25 protein-coding genes are annotated in these 25,204 nt (G+C 71.0%); 11 read left to right on the top strand and 14 right to left on the bottom strand.

The window, feature by feature from the left end:
* Window positions 1-9: 9 nt before the first annotated feature.
* The 5 genes from ACQP2F_RS41540 to ACQP2F_RS41520 all read left to right on the top strand — a co-directional run bounded on the left by ACQP2F_RS41540 (window position 10) and on the right by ACQP2F_RS41520 (window position 5,433).
* The gene (locus tag ACQP2F_RS41540; protein ID WP_433297641.1) at window positions 10-1,548 is read left to right on the top strand and encodes a sensor histidine kinase; all 1,539 of its coding nucleotides are present in this window, start codon (window positions 10-12) and stop codon (window positions 1,546-1,548) included.
* A 285-nt stretch (window positions 1,549-1,833) separates the two neighbouring features.
* Entirely contained in the window at window positions 1,834-3,528 is a 1,695-nt protein-coding gene (locus ACQP2F_RS41535) for a nitrite/sulfite reductase (protein WP_433297638.1), read from the top strand.
* Window positions 3,525-3,692, top strand: a complete 168-nt coding sequence (locus tag ACQP2F_RS41530; protein WP_433297636.1) for a hypothetical protein — start codon at window positions 3,525-3,527, stop codon at window positions 3,690-3,692. The genes ACQP2F_RS41535 and ACQP2F_RS41530 overlap by 4 nt, the downstream gene beginning before the upstream one ends.
* Window positions 3,689-4,453, top strand: coding sequence for a phosphoadenylyl-sulfate reductase (locus ACQP2F_RS41525; protein ID WP_433297634.1), 765 nt, complete (start codon window positions 3,689-3,691; stop codon window positions 4,451-4,453). The genes ACQP2F_RS41530 and ACQP2F_RS41525 overlap by 4 nt, the downstream gene beginning before the upstream one ends.
* 89 nt (window positions 4,454-4,542) lie before the next feature.
* Window positions 4,543-5,433: a sirohydrochlorin chelatase gene (locus ACQP2F_RS41520; RefSeq protein WP_433297632.1), complete on the top strand. Its 891-nt coding sequence runs from the start codon at window positions 4,543-4,545 to the stop codon at window positions 5,431-5,433.
* Between the two features lie 715 nt (window positions 5,434-6,148).
* Here ACQP2F_RS41520 and ACQP2F_RS41515 read toward each other — a convergent pair.
* Both ACQP2F_RS41515 and ACQP2F_RS41510 read right to left on the bottom strand, forming a co-directional pair.
* Window positions 6,149-6,403 (bottom strand): WhiB family transcriptional regulator, encoded by a 255-nt coding sequence (locus tag ACQP2F_RS41515; RefSeq protein WP_020513708.1) that lies wholly within the window; start codon window positions 6,401-6,403, stop codon window positions 6,149-6,151.
* Between the two features lie 405 nt (window positions 6,404-6,808).
* On the bottom strand, window positions 6,809-7,759 hold the full coding sequence (locus tag ACQP2F_RS41510; protein ID WP_433297629.1) for a diacylglycerol/lipid kinase family protein: 951 nt from the start codon (window positions 7,757-7,759) through the stop codon (window positions 6,809-6,811).
* Between the two features lie 52 nt (window positions 7,760-7,811).
* On the opposite strand from ACQP2F_RS41510, the gene ACQP2F_RS41505 reads away from it, so the two are divergent.
* Entirely contained in the window at window positions 7,812-8,207 is a 396-nt protein-coding gene (locus ACQP2F_RS41505; RefSeq protein WP_433297627.1) for a hypothetical protein, read from the top strand.
* Between the two features lie 39 nt (window positions 8,208-8,246).
* Window positions 8,247-8,969 carry a FadR/GntR family transcriptional regulator gene (locus tag ACQP2F_RS41500; RefSeq protein ID WP_433297625.1) on the top strand — a complete coding sequence of 241 codons (723 nt, stop codon included), beginning with the start codon at window positions 8,247-8,249 and terminating at the stop codon, window positions 8,967-8,969.
* On the opposite strand, the gene ACQP2F_RS41495 is transcribed toward ACQP2F_RS41500, so the two are convergent.
* The 3 genes from ACQP2F_RS41495 to sodN are packed head-to-tail and all read right to left on the bottom strand — an operon-like array spanning window position 8,947 to window position 10,282.
* Window positions 8,947-9,348, bottom strand: a complete 402-nt coding sequence (locus ACQP2F_RS41495; protein WP_433307829.1) for an ATP-binding protein — start codon at window positions 9,346-9,348, stop codon at window positions 8,947-8,949. The genes ACQP2F_RS41500 and ACQP2F_RS41495 overlap by 23 nt on opposite strands.
* A gap of 35 nt (window positions 9,349-9,383) precedes the next feature.
* Window positions 9,384-9,881, bottom strand: a complete 498-nt coding sequence (locus ACQP2F_RS41490; protein ID WP_433297623.1) for an N-acetyltransferase family protein — start codon at window positions 9,879-9,881, stop codon at window positions 9,384-9,386.
* Window positions 9,878-10,282, bottom strand: a complete 405-nt coding sequence (gene sodN / locus ACQP2F_RS41485; RefSeq protein WP_263023507.1) for a superoxide dismutase, Ni — start codon at window positions 10,280-10,282, stop codon at window positions 9,878-9,880. The genes ACQP2F_RS41490 and sodN overlap by 4 nt, the downstream gene beginning before the upstream one ends.
* A 134-nt stretch (window positions 10,283-10,416) precedes the next feature.
* On the opposite strand from sodN, the gene ACQP2F_RS41480 reads away from it, so the two are divergent.
* The 3 genes from ACQP2F_RS41480 to ACQP2F_RS41470 all read left to right on the top strand — a co-directional run bounded on the left by ACQP2F_RS41480 (window position 10,417) and on the right by ACQP2F_RS41470 (window position 13,092).
* Window positions 10,417-10,677: a S26 family signal peptidase gene (locus tag ACQP2F_RS41480; protein ID WP_433307827.1), complete on the top strand. Its 261-nt coding sequence runs from the start codon at window positions 10,417-10,419 to the stop codon at window positions 10,675-10,677.
* Between the two features lie 121 nt (window positions 10,678-10,798).
* Complete coding sequence (locus ACQP2F_RS41475) at window positions 10,799-12,085, top strand: NAD(P)-dependent malic enzyme (RefSeq protein WP_433297620.1); 1,287 nt, start codon at window positions 10,799-10,801, stop codon at window positions 12,083-12,085.
* Between the two features lie 56 nt (window positions 12,086-12,141).
* A complete protein-coding gene (locus ACQP2F_RS41470) occupies window positions 12,142-13,092 on the top strand; it encodes a zinc-binding dehydrogenase (RefSeq protein WP_433297618.1) in 951 nt (316 codons plus the stop codon).
* On the opposite strand, the gene ACQP2F_RS41465 is transcribed toward ACQP2F_RS41470, so the two are convergent.
* Both ACQP2F_RS41465 and ACQP2F_RS41460 read right to left on the bottom strand, forming a co-directional pair.
* Window positions 13,089-13,994, bottom strand: coding sequence for an alpha/beta hydrolase family protein (locus ACQP2F_RS41465; protein WP_433297616.1), 906 nt, complete (start codon window positions 13,992-13,994; stop codon window positions 13,089-13,091). The two genes, ACQP2F_RS41470 and ACQP2F_RS41465, sit on opposite strands and share 4 nt — an antisense overlap.
* Before the next feature lie 48 nt (window positions 13,995-14,042).
* The gene (locus ACQP2F_RS41460) at window positions 14,043-15,047 is read right to left on the bottom strand and encodes an alpha/beta hydrolase family protein (protein WP_433297614.1); all 1,005 of its coding nucleotides are present in this window, start codon (window positions 15,045-15,047) and stop codon (window positions 14,043-14,045) included.
* 133 nt (window positions 15,048-15,180) lie between these two features.
* Between ACQP2F_RS41460 and ACQP2F_RS41455 the strand changes: the two genes are divergently transcribed.
* A complete protein-coding gene (locus ACQP2F_RS41455) occupies window positions 15,181-15,345 on the top strand; it encodes a hypothetical protein (protein WP_433297612.1) in 165 nt (54 codons plus the stop codon).
* A gap of 76 nt (window positions 15,346-15,421) precedes the next feature.
* On the opposite strand, the gene ACQP2F_RS41450 is transcribed toward ACQP2F_RS41455, so the two are convergent.
* From ACQP2F_RS41450 to ACQP2F_RS41420, 7 genes are all read right to left on the bottom strand, one after another.
* Window positions 15,422-16,531 carry an acetate/propionate family kinase gene (locus ACQP2F_RS41450; RefSeq protein WP_433297610.1) on the bottom strand — a complete coding sequence of 370 codons (1,110 nt, stop codon included), beginning with the start codon at window positions 16,529-16,531 and terminating at the stop codon, window positions 15,422-15,424.
* Complete coding sequence (gene pta / locus ACQP2F_RS41445) at window positions 16,528-18,603, bottom strand: phosphate acetyltransferase (RefSeq protein ID WP_433297608.1); 2,076 nt, start codon at window positions 18,601-18,603, stop codon at window positions 16,528-16,530. Before pta ends, ACQP2F_RS41450 begins: the two co-directional genes overlap by 4 nt.
* 26 nt (window positions 18,604-18,629) lie before the next feature.
* Window positions 18,630-19,361, bottom strand: coding sequence for an AAA family ATPase (locus ACQP2F_RS41440; RefSeq protein ID WP_433297606.1), 732 nt, complete (start codon window positions 19,359-19,361; stop codon window positions 18,630-18,632).
* A complete protein-coding gene (locus ACQP2F_RS41435) occupies window positions 19,348-19,527 on the bottom strand; it encodes a DUF6104 family protein (RefSeq protein ID WP_433297604.1) in 180 nt (59 codons plus the stop codon). Before ACQP2F_RS41435 ends, ACQP2F_RS41440 begins: the two co-directional genes overlap by 14 nt.
* Before the next feature lie 52 nt (window positions 19,528-19,579).
* The gene (locus tag ACQP2F_RS41430; RefSeq protein ID WP_433307825.1) at window positions 19,580-23,284 is read right to left on the bottom strand and encodes a multifunctional oxoglutarate decarboxylase/oxoglutarate dehydrogenase thiamine pyrophosphate-binding subunit/dihydrolipoyllysine-residue succinyltransferase subunit; all 3,705 of its coding nucleotides are present in this window, start codon (window positions 23,282-23,284) and stop codon (window positions 19,580-19,582) included.
* 158 nt (window positions 23,285-23,442) lie between these two features.
* Window positions 23,443-24,261: an ABC transporter permease gene (locus tag ACQP2F_RS41425; RefSeq protein WP_433297602.1), complete on the bottom strand. Its 819-nt coding sequence runs from the start codon at window positions 24,259-24,261 to the stop codon at window positions 23,443-23,445.
* The gene (locus ACQP2F_RS41420; protein ID WP_433297600.1) at window positions 24,258-25,175 is read right to left on the bottom strand and encodes an ABC transporter ATP-binding protein; all 918 of its coding nucleotides are present in this window, start codon (window positions 25,173-25,175) and stop codon (window positions 24,258-24,260) included. The genes ACQP2F_RS41425 and ACQP2F_RS41420 overlap by 4 nt, the downstream gene beginning before the upstream one ends.
* Window positions 25,176-25,204 lie beyond the last annotated feature (29 nt).

The following is a 25,204-nucleotide window of genomic DNA, read 5'->3' as shown; positions in this document are numbered from 1 at the left end:
AAAGAAGGCGTGTCCACCCTGCGTGATCTGGCCGAGGAGCACACCGCCCTCGGCCCCGCCGACATCGACCACCTGCACCGGCTGGCCGGCGACTGGCAGCTGCTGTCCGATCTCTCCTTCGCCGACCTGCTGATGTGGGTGCCGGTCCGGTCCGAGCCGGGCCGGCCGCGGGACTTCCTCTGCGTCGCGCAGGTGCGCCCGACCACGGCGCCGACCGCGTACCAGGACGACCAGGTCGGCAAGATCGTCGGCGGCCCGGAGGTGGCGCACCTCGACATCGCCTTCACCCAGGAGCGCATCTGGCGCGAGGGCGATCCGGTCTGGTACGGCGACACGCCCGCCCGGCACGAGGCGATCCCGGTGCGGCTGCGCGACGAGACCGACCGCGAGGAGGGCTGGAGCGAGGTCATCGCGGTCATCGGCCGGGACACGAACCTGTCCACCGCCCGGACCCCGAGCCAGCTCGAGCTCAACTACCTGACCACGGCCGACGACCTCGCGCAGATGGTGGCCGACGGCACGTTCCCACCGCCCCGGCACCCGGGCGAGACCACGTCGGCGCCCCGCGTCGGCGACGGGCTGATCCGGCTCGACGCGAGCGGCAAGGTCACCTACGCCAGCCCGAACGCCCAGTCCGCGTACCGTCGCCTCGGTTTCAACGCCCACCTCGTGGGCGAGGAGCTCTCGGTGCTGACCAGCCGGCTGGCCGCCGACCCGCTGGAGGGCAACGACGCCGCCGAGAAGATCCTGGCGTCGCTGCGCGGCGAGTTCCCGCCCCGGCAGGAGGTGGAGGCCCGCGGCGCGACCGTGCTGACCCGGGCCCTGCCGCTGCTGCCGGCCGGGGTGCCGATCGGCGCGCTGGTGCTGGTCCGCGACGTCACCGAGGTACGCCGCCGGGACCGCGCCCTGATGACGAAGGACGCCACGATCCGGGAGATCCACCACCGGGTCAAGAACAACTTGCAGACCGTGGCCGCGCTGCTCCGCCTCCAGGCCCGCCGGGTGGACGCGCCCGAGGCCCGGATGGCCCTGCAGGAGTCGGTGCGCCGGGTCGCGTCGATCGCGCTCGTGCACGAGACGCTGTCGATGTCGAGCGACGAGGCGGTCGAGTTCGACGGCATCGTCGACCGGGTGGCGAGCGCGGCGACCGAGGTCGCGTCGACCAGCTACCCGGTCGAGATGCGGCGCGAGGGCACGTTCGGCGTGCTGCCGGCCGAGATCGCCACCTCCCTGGTGATGGTCCTGAACGAGCTGCTGATCAATGCGGTCGAGCACGGCTTCCCGGCCGACGAGGACGACGAGCCGGCCGAGAAGGAGACCGGCGAGGTCGTCGTCTCGGCCCACCGCTTCCGCAAGCAGCTGCACGTGACCGTCGCCGACAACGGGCAGGGCCTGCCGCCGGAATTCGCGGCCGACTCGAGCGGGCGGCTCGGCCTGCAGATCGTGCGCGCGCTCGCCACCGGTGAGCTGCGCGGGAGCATCGAGCTGCGCAATCGGGCCGGCGGCGGCACCGAAGCGGTGCTGGTGGTACCGCTGGGCAAACGTTAACGGCGTGTTGCGCCCCACACTCCCGGAATCTGGACCGCACTGGCCCAGAAGGGCGGGGCGTGAGAGGCTAGCTCACATGACCGCTGCAGTTGACCGCCGCTTCGTGGCTCGTCGCCACGTCGACTACGGGCGTGTCCGCAGCGCGATGTGTCCGGCTTACTGACGCCGCCCGATTTGAGTTCGGGCGCGCAAGACGCGCCGGCACTCTCCTGACACAGAAGTCACGAGTCCTCCAAATGCCGTGAGCGTCCCAGCGCGCCCACGCAACCCCGGAGGACCGCCGACATGGCGCCCAGCAGCACCCCAGGCACACCCACCGCCCGCCCCCGCAAGGCGCGCGGCGAGGGTCAGTGGGCGCTCGGACACCGCGAGCCGCTCAACCCCAATGAGCGCAGCAAGAAGGACGACAACCCCCTCAACGTCCGCGCGCGCATCGAGAACATCTACGCCCACCGGGGGTTCGACTCGATCGACCCGGCCGACCTGCGGGGCCGTTTCCGCTGGTGGGGCCTCTACACGCAGCGCAAGGCCGGCATCGACGGCGGGCGCACGGCGGTGCTCGAGCCCGAGGAGCTCGAGGACAAGTTCTTCATGCTGCGCGTACGCATCGACGGTGGCGCCCTGAGCCTGGGTCAGCTGCGCGTGATCGCCGGGATCTCGCAGGACTTCGCGCGCGACTCGGCCGACATCACCGACCGGCAGAACATCCAGCTTCACTGGGTACGCGTCGAGGACGTGCCGGAGATCTGGCGCCGGCTCGAGGCGGTCGGCCTGCAGACCACCGAGGCCTGCGGTGACTGCCCCCGGGTGGTGCTGGGCAGCCCGGTGGCCGGCATCTCCACCGACGAGGTCCTCGACGCCACCCCGGCCATCGACGAGATCCTCAAGCGCTACATCGGCGACCCGCGCTACTCGAACCTGCCGCGCAAGTTCAAGACCACGATCGGCTGGCTGGTCGACACGCCGTACCAGGCCAACGACGTCTCGTTCGTCGGCGTGGTGCACCCGCAGCACGGCCCCGGCTTCGACCTCTGGGTCGGCGGCGGCCTGTCCACCAACCCGCGCCTGGCCGAGCGCCTGGGCGTCTGGGTGCCGCTGGACGAGATCCCGGACGTCTGGGAGGGCGTCGTCGGCATCTTCCGCGACTACGGCTACCGGCGCCTGCGCCACCGCGCCCGGCTGAAGTTCCTGCTCGCCGACTGGGGCACCGCGAAGTTCCGCGAGGTCCTGGAGAAGGAGTACCTCGGCCGCGCGCTCGTCGACGGCCCGGCGCCGGAGCTGCCCGAGAAGCCGATCGACCACATCGGCGTGCACAAGCAGCGCGACGGCCGGAACTACGTCGGGGCGGCCCCGGTCGTGGGCCGTTCGTCCGGCACCCAGCTGGCGCAGCTGGCGGACCTGGTCGAGGCGCACGGCTCGCAGCGGGTGCGGCTCACGCCGTACCAGAAACTGCTCGTTCTCGATGTCGCCGACGACCAGGTCGAGTCGCTGATCAGCGGGCTGCGTGGCATCGGGCTCGAGGCGCGCCCCTCGGCCTGGCGGCGCGGCACGATGGCCTGCACCGGCATCGAGTACTGCAAGCTGGCCATCGTCGAGACCAAGAAGCGCGGCGAAGACCTGGTCACCCGGCTCGAGCAGCGGCTCGGCGACTTCGACGCGGACATCACCGTCAACATCAACGGCTGCCCGAACGCGTGCGCACGCACCCAGGTCGCCGACATCGGCCTCAAGGGCCAGCTCGTGCTGGACGCCGACGGCAACCAGGTCGAGGGCTTCCAGGTGCACCTCGGCGGCGCCCTCGGCATGGCCAAGGGTGAGACCGCCGGCTTCGGGCGCAAGGTCCGGGGTCTGAAGACCACGGCCGAGGAGCTTCCCGGGTACGTCGAGCGCCTCGCCACGAACTACCTGGCCGACCGTTCCTCGGCCCAGGAGACGTTCGCCAACTGGGTGGTCCGAGCGGACGAGGAGCTCATCAAATGAGCGACGCCCGCTCCGCGCCCCTGTACTGCCCCTATTGCGGGGAAGAAGACCTGTTCCCCAACGAGGCATCGCACGGCGCGTGGGAGTGCCACTCCTGCCGCCGGGTCTTCACGGTCAAGTTCAACGGGTTGCTGTCGTCGCTCTCCAAGGGAGTCAACCGATGACCATCGTGGCCGCTACCTCTCTCAACCTGGTGTCCCTGGGCGGTGCGCCGGCTGTCACCGAAGCCGGACGCCGTACGCCGGAGGAGCTCAAGGCCCTCGCGCTGGACGCCGCCGCCGCGCTCGAGGGCGCTCCCGCCGAGCAGATCGCCAAGTGGGCGACCGACACGTTCGGCGCGCGCTTCTGCGTGACCAGCTCGATGGCCGACGCCGTCGTGGCCCACCTGTTCTCCCGGGTCGCCCCCGGCGTGGACGTGGTCTTCCTCGACACCGGCCTGCACTTTCCGGAGACGCTGAAGGTCCGCGACACCGTCGCCGCCACCATGGACGTGAACGTCCGCTCGATCCGCCCGCGGATGACGGTGGGCCAGCAGGACGGCGAGTTCGGGCCGCGCCTGTTCGCCCGCAGCCCCGACGAGTGCTGCTTCATGCGCAAGGTCGAGCCGCTCGAGCGCGCCCTGGTCGAGTACGACGCATGGGCCACCGGCCTGCGCCGCGACGAGTCGCCGACCCGGGCCAACACGCCGATGGTCGCCTTCGACGCGAAGAAGGGCAAGGTCAAGGTCAACCCGATCGCGGCGTGGACGCAGGCCGACGTCGACCGCTACATCAGCCGGTGGAACGTGCCGGTCAACGAGCTGTTCAAGAAGGGGTACGGGTCGATCGGCTGCTGGCCGTGCACCCGGCGCACCAAGGCCGGCGAGGACCCGAGGGCCGGCCGGTGGGCGATGTTCGAGAAGACCGAATGCGGCCTGCACGTCTGAGTCCTGCTGAGCGGCTGGCCGCTCTGTCCGGCGCTGATCGGCCCGCTGCTGAGCGGCTTGCCGCTCGGCCTGGCGCTGATCGGCTGGCCGTGGTTTTGGTGGCGCACGGCAGCCGGGACCCGCGCGGCGCGGCGGCGACCGAGGCGCTGGCCCGGGCGGTTCGCCGTGCGGTGCCGGACTGGGATGTCTTCGCGACCTACCTCGACCACGCCGGACCGCGCCCGCTCGACGTTCTGGCCGCGCTGCCCGGCCGCCGGGCGGTAGTCGTCCCGCTGCTGCTGACCAAGGCGTTCCACGGCCGGGTGGACATCCCCGCGGTCCTGACCGACGCGGCCGACCTGCCGGTCTCGGTAGCGCTGGCCGACGTGCTGGGCCCGGTCCCGGAGTCGGCGTCCGGCCCGGTGCTCGTCCCGTCCTACGGCCCGGCGGGCGCCCCGTCGCCCTCGTTTGCCGCCCTCGCCCCGTCGCCCTCGTCGGCCGGCTTGGCCCCGTCGCCCTCGTCGGCCGCGCCCCTGGCGGCCCCGCCCTTGGCGGCCGGCCTGGTGCCGTCGTGCTCGTTTGCCGGCTTGGTGCCGTCTTTGCTCATCGATGCTCTGGTGCGGCGTCTGCCGACGGCAGGGCTCGATGGCGTAGTGCTGGCCGCGGCGGGAACGCGGAACGCCGCCGCGCGAACCACGGTCGAATGGGCCGCCGAGGCCCTCAGCGCCCGTCTGAGCCTTCCGTGCGCCGTCGGCTATGCCTCGGCCGCCCCGCCGCTACCGGGCAGCGCTGTCGATCTCCTGAGGGCCTCCGGTGCGCGCCGCATCGGGGTGGCTTCGTATTTCCTGGCGCCCGGCTACCTCTACGACGTGGCCGCTCGGTCGGCGCTGGAGGCCGGCGCCGTTGCGGTCGCAGAGCCACTCACGGACGCGCCCGAGATCGTGAGCTTGGTCGCCGAGCGAGTGAACGCGGTCGCCTCCCGCCTGCCGGCCGCCGCCTGAAGCCCGGCGCCGAAGCCGACAGCTGGCCCGAGGGCCCACGTTTAGTTGACAGGCGGCCTGAGGGTGGGCGCTCAAGCGGCACGTGGCCTGAGGGTGCCCGCTCAAGCGACAGGTGGGCCGAGGGTGGGCGCTCCAGCGACAGGTGGCCCGAGGGTGGGCGCTGAAGCGACAGGTGGGCCGAGGGTGGGCGCTCCAGCGACAGGTGGCCCGAGGGTGGGCGCTGAAGCGGCACGTGGTTTGAGGGCGGGCGCTCAAGCGACACGTGGCCTGAGAGGCGCCGCTCAAGCCCGGTACGTGGTGAGGGTCGACGCTTGCGATCTCTCGCCGAAGCCCGCGCCGAGGCCCCACCCCGAACTGGGTGGGGCTGACGATACGGCCCGCCTACGACATTTCTCGCGGGCTGTCCACATGAGGCGGACCCCATCATCCCTCGATGGCGACTCTGCGTGACCAACCCTTCCCTGCGATGTCACGCCGGGCGGGGTCCGAAGCGGAGGGTGAGGTGACTCGGACTTTCGGTGCCGCGGCTCGCCATTTCGAGATCATTTCGTGAATCTCGATGAAGCCGAACGTGATCGAATTCGCGCTCTCCGGAAGAGGCGCCGGAAGACTCACGGCAAGCTCTCAGGAATCCGCGCTCTCCGTAATCGATCCGGAACAGCAAGACGCCCCGGTGCCGATCGGCCCGGGGCGCAAATGCTTCGAGGGGATTGGTTCAGGCGGTGGGAGCGCCGACCCGGAGGCCGCCGCGACGCTTCACGGCGCGCCGCTCGTCTTCGCTCATCCCGCCCCAGACGCCGGCGTCCTGACCGGACTCGAGTGCCCACGAAAGGCATTCGGAGGTCACGGGGCACCGCCGGCACACGGCCTTGGCCTGCTCGACCTGCAGGAGCGCGGGGCCGGACGTCCCGATCGGGAAGAACAGCTCCGGGTCCTCGTCGCGGCAGATCGCATCGTGACGCCAGTCCATGGCGGCAACACTCCTTGTTTCGGATGGGGTAATGAATCGCGTACCGGTATTACCTATGCGTGCGCGGTGGCGGCCGTCGGGCGGGGGCCCGTCTGATCGCCGTGGCGTCAGCAAGCTTTTGGGTGTTACTCCGGGCCGTTCGGCGCTTCTGGATTAGGAACGCGCGCAAGCAGCAACCGGTTACTTCTTATCGCTTGTGAATGCTTTCACGAACTCGTGCGATGTCAAGGGTAGCGGCGGAATTTTCTCCCGGCGGGTGAGCTGGCTCACGACCCCTTTGTCCGGTTCTGCGCGTACTGCCGCAGCCGGATGACCAACGCTCCCATCAATGTAGTACGGTCCCGGCCCTCTTGCCGACCTTTTGCCCGTCTTTCTGTAACGGATCGTGACTGAGGTACCCAGGCGTCAGCAGATCACACGTAGCGCTTCGGGGACGGACACGAAGTGCACCTTCTGCCGCTCCCCTAAGTAATCGCCGTCGAGCTGGAACGCCTGCGGCCGGTTCGCGACGACCGTGAACTCGTCCTGGTCGTGCAGATGCAGCACCTGCTTGCCGTGTGGATCGCCCTTGCGGGTGGCGAGCTGAGCGAGCGTACGTGTGGTGCTCGTCACGGCCAACCGGCGTAAAGCCAGCACATCGAGGCCGCGGTCGAAGGACGCGCCGGAGCTCGGGTTGATCGGCCGGTCGCCCAGATAGGTCCAGGGCGCCGTGTTCTGCACGATCACCGTGCCGAGGTCGATCTCGGACGGTTCGCCCGGGCGCTCGATCGTGATCGGCGGCGTTTTGCGATCGTCGCCGACCAGGAACTGCCCGACGATCGAGCGGAAGTAGAGGGCCGGGGTCGACTTGCGACCCCTCAGCCGGGACTGCTCGACCCGGCGCACCACGGCGGCGTCGAGGCCGACCCCGGCGGCGAAGGTGAAGTAGCGGTCGTCGGCCCGGCCCAGCCCGATCACCCGGTGCCGGCCCTCGCGCAGCGCCTCGAGGATCACGCTGGTGCCGTCGACCCAGTCGCGCGGCAGGCCGAGCGCGCGGGCGAAGACGTTCGTCGAGCCGCCCGGCACCACGGCCAGGGCCGGCAACGCGTACGCCCTCGTGCCGGAGACGCCGTCGAGCGCCGACCGCGCGGTCATCAGCCCGTTGACCGCCTCGTTGATGGTGCCGTCGCCGCCCAGGGTGACCACCACATCGACGCCGCTCTCGGCGGCGGCGCGGGCCAGGGTGGCCGCGTGACCGCGCCGGGTCGTGTACTCCACGGTCAGGTTGACGGCGCTGCGCAGGGCCCGGACCAGCACGTCTCGGCTGCGCTCGCTGGTGGTGGTGGCTTTGGGGTTGACCACCAGTAACGCTCGCATGGGCGGCACTGTACCTGCTGAGGGGCTTTTGAGCTGTCGGTATGGTGCTCGAGTGACCGGTGAGAAGTCAGTCGTTGACAATCCCGCGACGCTGTTGTGGGCGGTGCGGCTGCTCTTCCTGGAGTGCGCCGGCCTCGTCGGCCTCGCGGTCTACCTCGTGGTGCTCGACGTGACCAGCACCGACGTCCAGGTCGGCCTGGCCGTGGCGCTGACCGTCCTGCCCCTGATCGGCGCCGTCGCCGTCTTCTTCGTGGCCCGGGCCCTGGCCCGCCGATCGGCGCACGCCCGCGGCCCGGCGATCGTCGTCCAGCTCTTCGTCATCGCGGCCGGTGGCTTCCTCGTACAGGTGGGGCCGCTCTGGCTCGGCATCGTTCTGATGGTGTTGGGAGCATTGGTGGGGGTACTCATCGTGCTGCCGCCGAGCACGCGAGCGCTCGGCGTCAATTAAGTTGCCTCCGTACGGGGACCCAGGGCCTACCCTGTGTAGGTGACCGGATCAACGGTGCGGCCTCCCGCCTATCAAGTGCTGGCGGACGAGCTACGCGCAGACATCACCTCGGGACGACTGCAGCCGGGCGAGCGGCTGCCGCCCGAGCCGGAGCTGTGTGTGAAAACCGGAGTGAGCCGCAGCACGGTGCGTGAGGCGCTCCGGCTGCTGGCCAGCCAGCACCTCATCGTCACCACGCGCGGCGTCACCGGCGGCAGCTTCGTCGCCCATCCCGACGCCGAGCAGCTGGCCGACGGCCTTACCACCGGCTTCACGCTGCTCGCCAACTCGGCCGACGTGGGGATGGCCGACGTGCTGGAGCTGCGCCGAGCCCTCGAGGTACCGGTCGCCGGGCTGGCCGCTCGGCGCCGCACCGACGAGCATCTGCTCGAGATGCGGGGCGCGCTCTTCGACCCGCACGTCGACGACCTCGACACGATGCTGGCGGCGCACGCGGCGTTCCACATGGCCATCGCCAAGGCGACCTGCAACCCGCTCTTCGAGCTGGTGGCGCGGCCGCTCTACCACGCCGCGTTCGGTCCGGATGTCACCGAGAACCTGCCCGACGGCTACTGGCGGCGGATCGACGCCGACCACCGGGAGATTCTCGACTTCCTGACGGCGCGGGACATCGAGGGTGCGAGCCGGGCAGCGGCGGGTCACATCGACTACATCGTGGAGAGCACGCGCGAGCAGAAGGTCAGCCCTCAGTTCGTCGAGTGAGCAGCCGGATGGTCGCGTGCCGGCCGCTCGCCTCGGCCGACGCCGACGTGGTCAGGGCGGTCAGCACCTTCCACGCGAACGACGACTCGGCCGGCAGCTTGGCGCCGCGCACGGTCGTCACGCTCACCTCGACGGTCAGCGCATCGTCGGTCACGGCGAACCGGCACTCCAGCTCGGCGCCGCGGGTGGCGATCGCGAGCAGCATCGCGCACGCCTCGTCGACGGCGATGCGCAGATCCTCGATCTCGTCGAGGGCGAAGTGCAGCCGGGCCGCGAGACCGGCGGTGGCCGTGCGGAGCACGCCCAGATAGCCGCCGTCGGCGGGCACCGTCAGCAGGACGACGTCGTCGCCGAGCGACGGATCCGGGTGTGCGTGCATCAGAGTCACGTGGCCATCCTCCCAGTGAGGTGAGCTTACCGGGAGAGCAAGTTGCGCTCGGCGAGGCGCCGCAGCGGCTCGCCGGACAGACGGTAGGGCACCCAGTCGGCCGTGACCGTCGCGCCGATCTTGGCGTAGAACTCGGCGGCCGGGTTCCAGTCGAGCATCACCCACTCCAGGCGGTGATACCCGCGGCGTACGCAGATCTCGGCGAGGGCGGCGAGCAGGGCGGCGCCGGCGCCGGTTCCGCGGGCGGACGGGCGTACGTAGAGGTCCTCCAGATGGATGCCGGAGGTGCCGGTCCAGGTGGAGAAGTTGAGGAACCACAGTGCGAAGCCGATCGGCTCGTCGTCCTCGTCGACCGCGACGTGCCCGAAGACGGTCGGCTCGTCGAACAGCACCCGCTGGAGCTGGTCGGTGGTGAGGTGGCACTCGTGGGCGGCCCGCTCGTAGTCGGCGAGCTCGTGGACCATCGCGACGACGGCCGGCACGTCGGAGGGACGCACCGGCCGTACGGTGGCGCTGAAGCTCACGCCTGCTTGGTCTCCCAGAAGATCTTGGAGATCTCCTCGATCTTGGCGAGCAGCTGGTCGCCGATCGCCGGGTCGAGCGAGCCCTTGGCGCCCGCGGCGCCGGCCAGCTTGGTGGCCTCGTTGAAGAGCTGGTGCAGGTTCGGGTACTTCTCGAAGTGCGGGGCCTTGAAGTAGTCGGTCCACAGCACCCAGAGGTGGTGCTTGACGAGCTCGGCGCGCTGCTCCTTGATCAGGATGGCGCGGGTGCGGAACTCCGGGTCGGTGTTCGCCTGGTACTTCTCCTGGATGGCCTTCACCGACTCGGCCTCGATCCGGGCCTGCGCCGGGTCGTAGACCCCGCAGGGCAGATCGCAGTGAGCGCTGACCACGGTGCGCGGCGTGAGGAAACGCGGAAGTCGCATCAGGACTCCTCCATACGGGTTTGCGATGATCCGCGGTTGACACTACCCCTTACATCTCGGCGGTAACGCAACGGAGGACTGATGCCTTGAGGTGGCAATTACCACTGTTCGCCGTGCTGGTGAACGGCCCGTCGATGGTGCCCGCCCTGCGGACGGGCGATGCGCTGCTGGTCCGGCGCGGTGGACGCGTGCGGGCCGGCGACGTGGTCGTGGCCCGGTTCCGCGCCCGGCCCGGCCTGCTGGTGGTCAAAAGAGCGGTCCGCGAGCAGGACGGCGGCTGGTGGGTCGAGGGGGACAACCCGCTGATCGAGGACGACTCACGCCGGTACGGGGTGGCGGATGTCATCGGCCGAGTGGTAATTCGCTACTACCCGCGGCCGGGTTGGGTAAGTTAGTGTCCAGCATCCGCAGCGCACACCCGCGCAGTGGACGCTTCCCCGGGTGATCCCCGCATCGCACCGCCGCTCGACGCACATTCGCGAACGAGGACCGCGCCGGTGCACCGTGTCAACGTCGATGCCGTGTGGAGTCACCGTGTCTTATTTCAGTTTCGAGCTCGATCCCGCCCTCGCCGCCGACCCCGTCTTCGACCTGCACAAGCGGGGCAAGATGGCGATCACCCCGACCGTCTCGCTGGCCGGCAAGGACGACCTGTCCCTGGCCTACACGCCCGGCGTCGCCCGGGTCTGCGAGGCCATCGCCGACGACCCCGCCCTCTACCCCGACTACACCTGGACGGCCAACGTGGTCGCCGTCGTCACCGACGGCTCGGCCGTGCTCGGCCTCGGCAACATCGGCCCCAAGGCCGCGATGCCGGTCATGGAGGGCAAGTCGATCCTGTTCAAGCAGTTCGGCGGGGTCGACTCGATCCCGATCTGCCTGGACACGCAGGACGTCGAGGGCATCGTCGCCGCGGTGAAGGCGATGGCGCCCTCCTTCGGCGGCATCAACCTCGAGGACATCAGCGCGCCCCGCTGCTTCGAGATCGAGCGGCGGCTCGACGCCGAGCTCGACATCCCGGTGTTCCACGACGACCAGCACGGCACCGCGGTCGTCACGCTCGCGGCCCTGCGCAACGCGGCCAAGCTGCTCGGCCGCCGCTTCGCCGACCTGCGCGTGGTCATCAGCGGCGCGGGCGCGGCCGGCGTGGCGATCACCAAGACGCTGATCGCGGCCGGCGTCGAGGGCGCCAACGTGATCGTCTGCGACTCCCGCGGCATCATCCACGCCGAGCGCGGCGACCTCGGCCCGACCAAGGCGGAGCTGGCGGCCACCACCAACTTCTCCGGCCGCAGCGGCGGCATCGGCGAGGCCCTGATCGGCGCCGACGTGCTGATCGGCGTCTCCGGCGGCGCGATCGAGGAGAGCGCGCTGGCCGGCATGGCGCCCGGCGGCATCATCTTCGCGCTGGCCAACCCCACGCCCGAGGTCCCGCCGCACATCGCCCAGAAGTACGCGGCGATCGTCGCGACCGGGCGCAGCGACTTCCCCAACCAGATCAACAACGTGCTGGCGTTCCCGGGCATCTTCCGCGGCGCGCTCGACTCGCGGGCCACGACCATCACCGACGCCATGAAGGTGGCGGCGGCCGACGCGATCGCCGACGTGGTCTCCGACGACCTGCGCGCCGGCGCGATCGTCCCCTCGCCGCTCGACCCGCGCGTGGCCCCGGCGGTCGCGGCCGCGGTGGCCCAGGCCGCCGCGCGCGACGGCGTGGCCCGCCGGCACGTGGCCATCGGCCCGGACGCGCCCGCGCCCCGGCAGCCGAGCCTGTCGCTGCTGCGCGAGTCCGACCTGAACTGACGGCGGTGGTGCGTTCGAAGGCCCGGACCGGGCCTTCGAACCACTAATGTCAATCCATGCGTGCCGCCACCGCCACCGCCGCCGATCCGGAACACCCGCTCCGCGCCCTCACCGTCACCGACGCGCCCGATCCCACGCCGCCCGACGGCTGGGTGACGGTGGAGGTCCGGGCCGCCTCGCTCAACCACCACGACATCTGGTCGTTGCGCGGCGTCGGGCTGCCGGCCGACCGGCTCCCGATGATCCTGGGCTGCGACGCGGCCGGCATCGACCCCGAGGGCAACGAGGTGGTCATCTACCCCGTGGTGGTCGACAAGGGTGATCCGCGGGGCTATTCGCTGCTCTCCGAGCGCTATCCGGGCACGCTGGCCGAGCGGGTCGCGGTGCCGCCGGAGAACCTGGTTCCCAAGCCGGCCGGGGTGTCCTTCCTCGAGGCGGCCTGCCTGCCCACGGCCTGGCTCACCGCCTTCCACATGCTGACCACGCGCGGCCGGGTGCACGACGGTTCCGCGGTGCTGGTGCAGGGCGCGGGCGGCGGGGTGGCCACCGCGGCGGTCGTTCTCGCGCTGGCGATGGGCAAGCGGGTGTACGCGTCGAGCCGCGACCCGGGCAAGCGGGAGCGCATCGCCGAGCTGGGCGCCACGGCGGTCGAGCCCGGCGCCCGCCTGCCCGAGCGGGTCGACGTCGTCATCGAGTCGGTGGGCGCGCCGACCTTCGACCACTCGATGAAATGCGCGGCCCCGGGCGCGCGCATCGTGGTCTGCGGCGCGACCGGCGGCCACCTGGCGACCGTCGACCTGCGGCGGCTCTTCGCCATGCAGCTGGAGCTGCTCGGCAGCTCGATGGGCACCCGCGACGAGCTGTCGGCGCTGCTGGACCTGTGCGTCGAGAAGGACGTTCGCCCGGTGATCGACTCGACCTACGGCTTCACCGCGGTGGCCGACGCCTTCGCCCACCTGGCCGGCGGTGACGTCTTCGGCAAGGTCGCGCTCGACTTCCTGCACTAGAGCCGGTCGGCGAGGGTGGCCAGACCGCCGCGGGTGGCGTCGCGCGGAAGGCGGGCCTTGGCGGCGGCGTCGCCGTAGAGGGACCAGCGCAGGAAATCCGTGCTGGTCCCGGCCACGACGTCGAGCTGGCGGCCGGTCGGCGTGTGCCCGCCGTCGGTGACCGTCAGGAACGCCTTGGGCCAGCTGACCGCGTCGTAGACGGCGCGACCGTCGGCGTAGGCGACCGTCCGGTCCCGCTTGCCGTGCACGAACAGCAGCGGCGTGCGGGCGCCGGTCAGCGGCGTCGTGAAGATCTGCCGGCCGGCCAGGATGACGCCCGCCCTCAGCCGCTCGTCCCGCTCGCCGGCGAAGAGGCCCAGCGTGGTGATACCGCCCGCGGAATGCCCGGCGGCCGCGATCGGGCCGGTGCCGCCGAGCCGCTTCACCACCTCGGTGATCACGAAGCGGGCGTCGGCCGGCTGGTTGACCACGTCCACGGGGTTGAACTGGGCGACCCCGGCCGCGGTGTGCGGGTAGGCGGGAGCCGCGACGACGAAGCCGGCGCGGGCCCACGTCGTCAGCAGTTCGTCGTAGCTGCCGGGCGTCGCCTGCAGGCCGTGGCTGAAGAGGATCAGCGGGTAGACGCCGCCGGTCGCGGGTCGCCAGATCGTCGTGGGCAGGGGCCGGTCACCACGGGCGAGGGAGAGCTTCTGCGTGCGGACGGCGAAATCGCGGGCGGGTGCGTGGTCGGCCGGCGTCCTCGCGGAACCGTCCGGCGTCCCGGGGAAGGAGGCCGGGGGCGAGGCCGGCGTCCCGGGGAAAGAGCCCGGCGGCGAGGGCAGGGGAGACGACGATGCCGGGCGGGAGGGCGGGCGCGGGGCGGTGCAGGCCGCGGAGACGGCGGCCACGGTCGGGAGAGCCATGAGTTTGATCACCGAACGCCGACGCACCCGACCCATTGTGCCCGGCGCCTACCGGGGATAGACCGTAGGCGGCAGGCGCCGGTCGGCGGCCTCGTCGCCGTCGAGGGTCCAGCGCAGGAAGTCGACCACCAGATTGTTCATGAGCCGGTAGCCGATGTCGCCCGGACGCAGGTAGGTGGCGTGCGAGTCGCGACGCATCAGCACGTACGACTTGGGCCACGGCACCCGCGACCAGAGCGCCACGCTGCGCGCCACCGGCACGATCGGGTCGGCCTTGCCCTGCAGGAACAGCATGGTCGCGGGCGGCCCGGCGAAGGCACCCGGCGCCGCCCAGCCGGCCATGATGACGCCGGCCCGCAGCCGTGGGTCATGCCCGGCCGTGAAGAGCCCCGTGGTCGTGTATCCGCCGGCCGAGTGCCCGACCGCGGCCATGCGGTCGGTGTCGATCCGGCGCCACAGCGGGTCGCCGGGCGTCCGGGTCAGCCGCCGCATCCGGCCGAGCACGTAGCGGACGTCGGCGGGCTGGTTGCGGATGTCCGATCGCCGGAAGCGGTGGCGGCCGGTGAACTCGCTCGTGTACGGAAACGTCGGCGCCGCCACCACGAAGCCGGCCGCGGCCCAGGTGGCCAGCGCGTCGACGTACCGCTCGGCCGATCCGCTGAGCCCGTGCGAGAACAGCACCAGCGGGAACCGCCCGCTCGCCGGCGGACGGGCCGTCCACGTCCGCCCGCCGATCCCGCGGGGCTCGCCCTCCTTGACCACCCAGCGCGGCAGCTTGGAGCCGTCACCCCGGTAGGCGGCGGGCGCCAGCGGCCGGCCCACCGCGGGGTAGAAGACCAGCGTCGGCAGCGGCCGGCTGCGCCCCCGGTGCAGGTGCAGCACGCGCAGCCCGACCGGGTAGGTGGCGTACGACGGCGCGGGCGGGGGAGTCGTGGCCGCGGGCGCCGGCGGCGGGGGCGTCGGCCCGGGCGAACCGCCGGAGCCGCCGGAGCCGCAGCCGCCGGCCACGAGCGCGAGCACGACCGCCACTGCCGCCCCACGAATCGTCCTCATGATCACCACGCTAAGGCGAAACACTCCCACCAAGGGGTGAAATCCCCGGAGCGGGTGCATTCCTCCTGGTAAGCGCGGCCGGCGGGCCGTGCCGGGGGTGGCTTACGGGCGCCGTTTCGCTATGGTCTTGCCCATGTCTGACAACCACGTCGATCCGAGTGGCAACACGGAGGCGTTCCGCGCCTTCACCCAGAACCCCGCGCCGGAGGCACCGGCGGCCTCGAAGACCCCGCTGATCATCGGTGGCGTCGTCGCCGTCATCGTGATCATCGGCCTGATCGTCTGGCTCGCTTCCTGAAGAAGCAGCGAGCTTCCTGAAGAAGCAGCGCGCTTCCTGAAGAAGCAGCATGCTTCCTGAAGAAGCAGCATGCTTCCTAACGAAGCAGCGCGGACCGGGACTGGTCGGCGATCTCCAACTCCTCGTCCGTCGGCACCACGCAGACCGCGATCGGGCTGCCGCCGGGCGAGATGACCTCGGCGCCGGAGGCGTTGCGGGCCGGGTCGACCGCGATTCCCAGCGGCTCCAGCCCGGAGAGCGACTCGGCCCGCACGTCCGGCGCGTTCTCGCCGACCCCGGCCGTGAACGTGATGGCGTCGACCCGGCCCAGCACGGCCAGGTACGCCCCGACGTACTCCCGGATCCGGCGGGTGTAGACGTCGAAGGCCAGCGTGGCCGCCGGGTCGCCGCCGGCTCGTCGGGACAGCACCGCCCGCAGGTCGTTCTCCCCGGTCAGCCCGACCAGCCCGGCGTGCCGGGTCAGCGACGTCTCGATCTCGTCGATCGGCAGCCCGGCCACCCGGTGCAGGTGGAAGATCACGGTCGGGTCGATCGCGCCGCTGCGGGTGCCCATCACCAGGCCGTCGAGCGGGGAGAGGCCCATCGACGTCGCCACGCTGCGGCCGCCCTCGACGGCGCACGCGCTCGCGCCGTTGCCGAGGTGCAACGTGATCACATTCGTGTCGGACGCCGGCCGGCCCAGCAACGCGGCGGTGCGGCGGGCGACGTACGCGTGCGAGGTCCCGTGAAACCCGTACCGCCGGATCTGCCACCGCTCGGCCAAGCCCGCGTCGATCGCCCAGGTGTAGCCGGCGGGCGGGATCGTCGCGTGGAAGGCGGTGTCGAAGACCGCCACCTGCGGTACCGAGGGCAGCCGCTTGCGGGCCACCTCGATCCCGCTCAGCGCCGCCGGCTGGTGCAGCGGCGCCAGCGGGACCAGCGCCTCGATGCGCGAGACCACCTCGTCGTCGATGACCGTCGCCTCGGTGAAGTCCGGGCCGCCGTGCACGACCCGGTGGCCGACCGCCGCCAGCCCGTCGAGGTCGGTCTCTTCCATGATCCGCTGAAGCGCGGCGTCGTGGTTCTCGGCGTCGCCGCCGGACTCGCCGATCCGCTCGATCAGCCCCTTGGCGACGGTGTCGGCGCCGTCGAAGAGCCGGTACTTCACCGACGACGAACCGCTGTTCAGCACCAGCACCCGAGTCATCGCGCAGCCGCCTGGATGGCCGTGATCGCCACCGTGTTGACGATGTCCTTGACCGTCGCGCCCCGGGACAGGTCGTTGACCGGCCGCCGCAGGCCCTGCATGACCGGCCCGACCGCGACCGCGCCGGCCGACCGCTGAACCGCCTTGTACGTGTTGTTGCCCGTGTTCAGGTCGGGGAAGATCAGCACCGTCGCCTGGCCCGCCACCGGACTGCCGGGCAGCTTGGTCGCCGCCACCGCCGGATCGACCGCCGCGTCGTACTGGATCGGCCCCTCGACCGGCAGGTCCGGCCGGCGGGACCGGACCAGCTCGGTGGCCGCCGCGACCTTCTCCACGTCGGCGCCCGCCCCCGAGCTGCCGGTCGAGTAGGAGAGCATGGCCACCCGCGGCTCGATGCCGAACGCGGCGGCGGTGGCGGCCGAGGAGAGCGCGATGTCGGCGAGCTGGGCCGCGTCGGGGTCGGGGTTGACCGCGCAGTCGCCGTAGACCAGCACCCGGTCGGCCAGCAGCATGAAGAACACGCTGGAGGCGACCGACACCCCGGGGACCGTTTTGATGATCTCGAAGGCCGGACGGATCGTGGCCGCGGTCGTATGGTTGGCGCCGGAGACCATGCCGTCGGCCAGCCCCTCGGCCACCATCATCGTGCCGAAGTAGTTCACGTCGCGGACCACGTCGTACGCGAGGTCGAGGGTGACGCCCTTCTTGCGCCGCAGCTCGGCGTAGCGCTCGGCGAACCGGTCGCGCCACGGCGACGAGGACGGGTCGACCAGCCGGGCCGCGCCGATGTCGACGCCCAGCTCCCGCGCCCGCCGGCTGATCTCGGCCGGGTCGCCGAGCACGGTCAGATCGGCGACCCCGCGGCGCAGCAGCGTCTCGGTCGCGCGCAGGATGCGCTCGTCGGTGCCCTCGGGCAGCACGAGGTGGCGGCGCTCGGCCCGGGCCTTGTCGATCAGGTCGTTCTCGAACATCAGCGGCGTGACCCGGGCCGAGCGGGTGACGTCGAGCAGCCGGGCCAGCTCGGCGGTGTCGACGTTCTCCTCGAAGGCGCCGAGCGCGGCCTCGACCTTGCGCGGGGTACGGGTGCTCAGCCGGGCCTCGATGTGGGTGGCGGCCGCGATCGTGTGGTAGCTGTCGTCCCGGGTCACCACCATCGCCAGCCCGGTGTTCAGCCTCTCGATCACCGCGACCGCGCGCGGATCGGGGAACTCGCCGATCGTCAGCACCATGCCGGCCAGTGTCACGTTGCCCGCCGCGTGCGCGGCGCTGGCCGCGACCAGCAGGTCGGCCCGGTCGCCGGGGGTGATCAGCAGTGCGCCGTCGGTCAGGTGCTCGAGCACCGCCGGCACGTGACCGGCGCCGACCACATAACCGAGGACGTCCCGGTCGAGCGCGCTGTCCGACCCGGTGACCACGGTGGCGTCGAGCGCGGCCGTCACCTCGGCCACGGTCGGCGCGGCCACCGCCGGCACGTGCGGGATGGCCCAGATCGGCACGGGGAGGCCGGACACCTCGTGCATCTCGAAGGCGGGGACCCGGTTGGCGACGACGGCGAGCACGGTGGCGTCGAGGTCGACGAGCGAGTGGTAGGCGCTGCGGGCGGCCGCGCCGAGCGACTCCTCGTTGCGGCCCTCGCCGCTGATCACCGGGATCATCACGCTGCCGAACTCGGTCGCCAGGCGGGCGTTGAAGCCGAGCTCACGGGGCATCTCGTCGCCGCCACCGGCGGCCGGGCCGTGGAAGTCGCTGCCGATCACGACGACGGACGCGCAGCGCCGCTCGACCTCGCGGTATCGCTCGACGATCCGGCCGATCAGCTCCTCCCACTTGCCGTCGGCCACCAGCGTGCCGGCCTCGGCCGCGGTCACGCCGTAGGAGTCGTCGTAGGGCGCCATCACCGGATAGCGCTCGGTCAGCAGGCTCAGCAGAGGGTCCTCGCCGGAACCGGACAGCAGGGGCCGGAACACCCCGATGCGAGCCACCTGCCGGGAGAGCAGCTCGACCACGCCGAGCGCGACCGTTCCCTTGCCGACGCCCGGTCCGAGCCCGGCCACATAGACGCTTCGTGCCACATGCTCAACCTACCGGCCGGGACGTCCTACAGCAGATGACGCAGGTAGGCGGCGGGTGAACGGAGGAACAAGCGCCAGCGGCTGGTCAATTCAAGATCTTCCCAGGTGGTACGCCGGATGCCGTGCCCGCCGAGTTCCAGGATCGTGGCGCCGGGCAGCGCGGTCAGCAGCGGCGAATGGGTGGCCACCACCACCTGGGCGCCGTCGGAGCGCAGCGTGTCGAGGTGGGCGATCAGTCGCAGCGTCGACTCGAACGACAGCGGCGCCTCCGGCTCGTCCATCAGGTAGAACCCGTACCCGTGGAACTTGCGCTCCAGCAGCGTCAGGAAGCCCTCGCCGTGGCTGCGCTCGTGCAGGTCGGTGTCCGGGTTCTTGCCGGGCAGGTTCTCCAGGTACGTGTACAGGCCGTGCATGGTCTCGGCCCGCAGGAAGTACGCGTTCGCCCGCCGCCCCGGCGTCCGGATCACCCGCAACGCCCCGGCCAGCGGCGACTCGGTGACCCGCGTCGAGTGCATGGCGCCGCGCGAGCCGCCCTCGGCGTTCAGCCCGTGCACGCCGGCCAGCGCCTCGATCAGCGTCGACTTGCCCGAGCCGTTCTCGCCGACCAGAAAGGTCACCCCGGCCGGCAGGTTGAGACCGTGCTCGAGGATCGCCGCGACCGCCGGGATCGTCGCCCACCACGCCTTCGGGTCGACGACGGCGTCGGCGGCCTTCTCGACCCGGCGGATCGGCGGCGGGGGCGCGCTACTCCTCGTCATCCTCGTCGGCGCGGGCCAGCCAGGTGGCGAACCGCTCGATCGGGGTCTCGAACTCGGGGTTGATGTCGACGAAGGTGCGCAGCTGGTCGGCCAGCCACTCGAGCGTCACGGTCTCCTCGCCGCGCCGGTCGGTCAGTTCCTCGATGCCCCGGTCGGTGAAGTACACGGTTCCTCCAACACGGAGAAGGGGCGCCGAAGCGCCCCTTCTCGACGAGACGTTACGGACGGGGAAGAGCGGCCTCGATCAGCGCCGACTGCTCGGCGTCGTGCATCTTGGCCGAGCCGACCGCCGGCGCGGCCGCCGCCGGCCGGGAGATGCGCCGCAGGCGCACGCCCTCGAGGTGCTCGAGCAGGTTGAGCGCCACGAACGACCAGGCGCCCTGGTTGGCCGGCTCCTCCTGGACCCAGGCGAAGTCCTCGGCGTTCGGGTACTTCGCCAGCTCGGCCTTGAGCTCGGGCACCGGCAGCGGGTAGATCTGCTCCATCCGGATGATCGCCGTGTCGGTGATGCCGCGCTCGCCCCGGGCCTGGAACAGGTCGTAGTAGACCTTGCCCGAGCAGAGCAGCACCCGCTTGACCGAACCGGCTTCCAGCGGCGTGCCGTTGATCCCGGCGTCACCCATCACCGGCTGGAACCGGCCCTGGGTGAAGTCGGCGACCGGCGACACCGCGAGCTTGTGCCGCAGCAGCGACTTCGGCGAGAAGACCACCAGCGGCTTGCGCTTGCTCGACAGGGCCTGGCGGCGCAGCAGGTGGAAGTAGTTCGCCGGGGTGGTCGGGTTGGCCACCCGCATGTTGTCCTGCGCGCAGAGCTGCAGGAACCGCTCCGGGCGGCCGGACGAGTGGTCCGGGCCCTGGCCCTCCTGGCCGTGCGGGAGCAGCAGCACCAGCGACGACTGCTGGCCCCACTTCACCTCGCCGGAGGAGATGAACTCGTCGACGATGGACTGCGCGCCGTTGGCGAAGTCGCCGAACTGGGCCTCCCACAGCACCAGCGCGTCCGGGTTCTCGACCGAGTAGCCGTACTCGAAGCCCATCGCGGCGTACTCGCTCAGCAGCGAGTCGTGCACGAAGAACCGGGCGTTGCCGGTGGTCAGCGTGCTCAGCGGCAGGTAGTCCTTGCCGCTGGCGTCGACGATCGACGCGTGCCGGGAGACGAACGTGCCCCGGCGCGAGTCCTGACCGGCGAGCCGGACGGTGATGCCCTGGTTGAGCAGCGAGCCGAAGGCCACCAGCTCGCCGAAGCCCCAGTCGATGCCGCCCTCGGCCGACATCTTGGCCCGGCGCTCGAGCAGCTGCTGGACCCGCTTGTGCGGGGTGAAGCCCTCGGGCAGCTCGACGTGGGCCTGGCCGACCAGGCGCACGACCGACGCGTCGACCGCGGTCTCCACCTCGGGCTCGGGCTCCTCGGAGATGACCCGCGGCCGCGGCGGCGTGCCGGCCGCGTCCCGGGTGGCCTTGAAGACCTGCTCGAGCTGGGACTGGTAGTCGCGCAGCTGCTCCTGGGCGTCGTCCACGGTGATGTCGCCGCGGCCGATCAGCTCCTCGGTGTAGAGCTTCCGCACCGAGCGCTTGGTGTCGATGATCTCGTACATCCGCGGGTTGGTCATCGACGGGTCGTCGCCCTCGTTGTGGCCGCGGCGGCGGTAGCAGACCAGGTCGATGACGACGTCCTTGTTGAACGCCTGGCGGTACTCGAAGGCGAGCTTGGCGACCCGCACGACGGCCTCGGGGTCATCGCCGTTCACGTGGAAGATCGGCGCCTGGATCATGCGGGCCACGTCCGTCGAGTACATCGAGGAGCGGCTGTACTCCGGGGCGGTGGTGAAGCCGACCTGGTTGTTCACGATCACGTGGACCGTGCCGCCGGTGCGGTAGCCCCGCAGCTGGGAGAGGTTCAGCGTCTCGGCCACCACGCCCTGGCCGGCGAACGCGGCGTCGCCGTGCACCAGCACCGGCAGCACCGTGTAGCCGTGCAGGCCGAGGTCGAGGCGGTCCTGCTTGGCCCGGACGATGCCCTCCAGGACCGGGTCGACGGCCTCCAGGTGGGACGGGTTGGCCACCACGCTCACCGTCGTCGAGTGCTCGCCGTCCGGCGTCGTGTACTTCCCGGTCTGGCCCAGGTGGTACTTGACGTCACCGGAGCCGTGCGCCGACTTCGGGTCCATCTGACCCTCGAACTCGTTGAAGATCTTCTCGTACGGCTTGCCGACGATGTTCGCGAGCACGTTGAGCCGGCCGCGGTGGGCCATGCCGATGACCATCTCGTCGAGCCCGGCCTCGGCCGAGGACTCGAGCACGGCGTCGAGGAGCGGGATCAGCGACTCGCCGCCCTCCAGCGAGAACCGCTTCTGGCCCACGTACTTGGTCTGCAGGAAGGTCTCGAAGGCCTCGGCCGCGTTCAGCCGGTTCAGGATGTGTTTCTGCTCGTCCTGGTCGGGCTTGGTGTACTTGATCTCGATGCGGTCCTGGATCCAGCGCCGCTCCTCGGGGCCCTGGATGTGCATGTACTCGATGCCGACCCGGCGGCAGTAGGTGTCGCGCAGGACGCCGAGCACGTCCCGCAGCTTCATTCGCTGCTTGCCGGCGAAGCCGCCGACCGGGAACGTGCGGTCGAGGTCCCACAGCGTGAGGCCGTGCTGCAGCACGTCGAGGTCGGGGTGGCGGCGGATCTCGAACTCGAGCGGGTCGGTGTCGGCCATCAGGTGGCCGCGGACCCGGTACGCGTGGATCAGCTCGACGACGCGCGCGGCCTTGTCGATCTGGCCCTCGGACGTGCGGGCCACGTCGCGCACCCAGCGGACCGGCTCGTACGGGATGCGCAGCGACGTGAAGATGTCGTCGTAGAAGCCGTGGTCGCCGAGCAGCAGCTCGTTCATCACCTTGAGGAACTCGCCGGACTGCGCGCCCTGGATGACCCGGTGGTCGTAGGTGCTGGTCAGCGTGGTGACCTTGCTGACGCCGAGGTCGGCGAGGGTCTCGTCGCTCATGCCGGCGTTCTGGGCCGGGTACTCCATGGCGCCGACGCCGATGATCGCGCTCTGCCCGGTCATCAGCCGCGGGATCGAGTGCACGGTGCCGATGCCGCCGGGGTTGGTCAGCGAGATGGTGGTGCCGGCGTAGTCGTCCATGGTCAGCTCGTTGCGCCGGGCCCGCCGGACCACGTCCTCGTACGCCTGCCAGAACTTGCGGAAGTCCATCGACTCGCAGTTCTTGATCGACGGCACGACCAGGGTGCGGGAGCCGTCCTTCTTGGCCAGGTCGATGGCGATGCCGAGGTTGATGTGCTCGGGCTGCACCAGCGCCGGCTTGCCGTCGACCTCGGCGAACGAGTTGTTCATCTCCGGGTGCGCGACCACGGCCCGGACCAGGGCCCAGCCGATGAGGTGGGTGAAGCTGACCTTGCCGCCGCGCCCGCGGGCGAGGTGGTTGTTGATCACGATGCGGTTGTCGACCATGAGCTTCGCCGGCACGGCGCGCACCGAGGTGGCGGTCGGCACCTCGAGCGAGGCGTCCATGTTCTGCACGATCTTGGCGGCGACGCCGCGCAGCGGGGTGACCTTGGCGCCCTCCGGCGCCTTGCCGTTCGAGGCGGCCGGGGCCGGCTTGGCGGCCGGCGCGGGCTTCGGTGCAGGCTTCGCAGTCTCCGGGACAGTCGGCTTGACCGGGGCGACCGTCGTGGCGGCCGGGGCGTCCGTGCCGGCGCGGGCCGCGCTGGCGGTCGCGTTCGCGGCGGTTGCCTCGTCGGGCGTGACGATCGAACCGGTGGCCATCGCCGGCTTGTAGTCGGCGAAGAAATCGTGCCAGGCCGGGTCGACGCTCGCGGGGTCGGCCAGGTATCGCTGGTACATCTCGTCGACGATCCACTCGTTGGGACCGAAGTCCGCGAGTGGATTGTCTTGCGAAGTCTGCTGGGTCGACACTTTCGTGTTCGCCTCTTTCACCATGTTTGTCAGCACGCGACTGGTTCGTCACATGGGACGGGAAGGAATCGGTGTCAAGGCTACGCCGTGGGCGGCCGCGCTCGATCCCCGCGTCGGGTGTCCGAACGCGGAAAGACTAGCCTGCGGCCGCCGTGTAATCAGCTGATGTCGCGACGCTTGGTGATGAGCGTTCCGATCACTCCGGCGACCACCGCGTAGCCGATCAGCACCACGGCGCCGACCCAGCGCGGCGGGTTACCGGGCAGATCGGTCCCGCTGATCATGAGCTGGGAGGCGCTGGTCGGAATGAGCACCTGCAGGTTCTCGAACCACTTGGCCACGTACTGCGTGAGCAGGAAGAAGATGAGCCCGATCGCGGACGTGCCGACCACGTACAGGATGCCCAGGATCAGCGTCGCCGCGAGCTGGCTGCGGATCAGCACGCCCAGCCCCACGCCGAGCACCGCCCACAGCACGAACGCCAGCAGGTTGAGCCCGATCGCCCGCCAGACGGCCGGCTCGCCCAGCGAGGCGCTCAGGTCGAGCTGACCCATGATCGGCGGAACCACGATCAGATTGATGATCGTGGTGCCCAGCCAGACCATGACGGCCACGATCACGGCGGCGCCGAACTTCGCCAGGATCACCGATTCCCGCTTCGGCGTCACCAGGAAGGTGGACGTCGCGGTGAGGTGGAAGAACTCACTGGTCACGATGATCGCCGACAGCAACAGGACGATCAGCACGCCGAAGTACTGACCGCTGGTGTACATGCTGGTGGCCACGTTGATCGGCTCGAGCGCGGCCCGGACCTGCTCGGCCTGGTCGTCGTTGCCGACCTGGCTGGGGTCGGTCGAGGCGAACTGGGCCCAGTTGGCCAGCACGCTCGCCGCGTACAGCGGGACCAGGACGATCGCCATGATCCACCAGATCGCGGTGGTGCGCAGCTTGAACAGCTCGGCGTTGACCAGTCTCATCGAATGCCCGCCATTCCGGCCGTGAGCTGCAGGAAGACCTGTTCCAGATCGCCGCGCTCGGGAGTCAGCTCGTGCAGCTCGACCGAGGCGGTGAAGGCGGCGTGCCCGATCGCGGCCGCGTCCGCCCCGCTCACCAGCAGCGCACCGTCGGGCTGGGGCGAGCTGGTCGCGTTCAGCGCCTCGAGCGCCTTGGCCAGCTCGGCCGGCTGCGGGGTGCGGACCCGCACCTGGGCCGCGCCCATCGAGCCCAGCACGTCGTCGACCCCGCCCTGCCGGATCAGCTTGCCGGCCGCCACGATCACCACGTCGTCGGCGAGCAGCTGCATCTCGCCCAGCAGGTGGCTGGAGACCAGGACCGTACGCCCCTCCGCCGCCAGCGCCTTGAGCAGGTCGCGCATCCACCGGATGCCCTCGGGGTCGAGGCCGTTGGCCGGCTCGTCGAGGATCAGCACCTTGGGGTCGCCGAGCATGGCGGCGGCGATGCCCAGCCGCTGCTTCATGCCCAGCGAGTAGCCCTTGAACTTGCGCTTGGCCGCCGGGGTGAGCCCGACCAGCTCGAGCGTCTCGTCGGCGCGGGAGTCGGGCAGGCCGGCCGCGCGGCAGATCATGCGCAGGTGGTTGCGCCCGGTGCGGCCGCGGTGCGCGCTCGACGCCTCGAGTACGGCGCCCACGTGCCGGATCGGGTCGTGCAGCTCGGTGTACTTGCGGCCACCGATGGTCGCGTTGCCCGCGGTCGGTGTGACCAGGCCCAGCAGCATGCGCAGCGTGGTCGTCTTGCCGGCGCCGTTGGGGCCGAGGAAGCCGGTCACCCGGCCCGAGCGCACGGTGAAGCTGAGGTCGTCCACCGCCCGCAGCTTCTTGTACTGCTTACTCAGGTGATCGACGACGATGTCGTCGGTCTCTGGCGCGCTCATCGGCGCTGCTCCCTTCCGGATCCTTCCGG

Source organism: Actinoplanes sp. CA-030573, assembly GCF_050951115.1.
GTDB lineage: Bacteria > Actinomycetota > Actinomycetes > Mycobacteriales > Micromonosporaceae > Actinoplanes.
This window is presented reverse-complemented; position numbering and strand designations above follow the sequence as displayed.